Raw genomic sequence first — 872 nt, 5'->3', positions numbered from 1 at the left:
CGTGCGATTGCTTTAGGAGTTGACCGATGCCGCTTTTGGCGCGGCGAGCCGCATCGGAAACCGAACGAACATTGGTGTACTTTCGAATGACTATGTACATGAGGCGATCATGCAAGAGCTGCAGCTGACCCACATGTGTGGATAGCGCTCGCTGTCTGTAAGGCCATATGCCGGCCAGACCCTCGTCCGCCCGGCCTTGTTAGGCTCGGTATGACTGATTTGTCAGGCACATAATGTGGGTATGTTTCGGCTGCTGCGAGGTTCACATATCAACTCAAGGCGCTGCAGATGCCTGCTGCATTGCGGGATTTCGATCCGGCCGATGTCGCCTTTGGGTCTTGGCTGTGTGAAAACGCCAAGGCGCTTGAGCGCGATAGAAGAAGTTATTCGTCCAAGGCGGTTCTAGCGCTTAAGCTAGCACGTCGCTTCAACTTAGACGACGAACTGAAGAATGTAATTCTAGCCGTGTCTCGATCATTCGCGTTTTTACACAGCCAGGGTCATTCTCGACCGACTCTGCGGGTTTCGGCCGCCGTTCGATGTCTGCTCTTCTCCGAAACCGACCAGCTTACTGCGCGGCAACGAAATGACGCGAAGGGCAACACCGGACTCCTGCATCGCAGCAGTTGCGTCCTCTTCGAGCACCTCGTCGGCCTGACGCGCCGTGCTGGTGACGAGATCAGGCGTCGCAGACGGTTTATTTTCCCCGCGCGTGCCGGTCGAACACACTCAGCACGGCAAGTGTTCATAGCCTCAACACCGGTTTTGATGGTCGGCTCCGGCACCGGCGCGAACAAAAGGGCCGATTTCACTCGTTATTGGCAGCTCTACTTGGCAACGCCGCAAGCGATGCGCGCGCCGCCACCGCCCAA

At 57.0% G+C, this 872-nt stretch carries 1 protein-coding gene; it reads left to right on the top strand.

Annotated features, from left to right (window positions below; translation table 11 throughout):
* Positions 1-288: 288 nt before the first annotated feature.
* A partial coding sequence (locus AC629_RS46415; protein ID WP_143199988.1) for a hypothetical protein occupies positions 289-872 on the top strand: 584 nt, incomplete at its 3' end.

Origin of the sequence: Bradyrhizobium sp. NAS80.1 (assembly GCF_001908205.1) — a bacterium.
Lineage (GTDB): Bacteria > Pseudomonadota > Alphaproteobacteria > Rhizobiales > Xanthobacteraceae > Bradyrhizobium.
The sequence above is the reverse complement of the archived record's forward strand: the minus strand, read 5'-3'. Positions and strand labels throughout refer to the sequence as shown.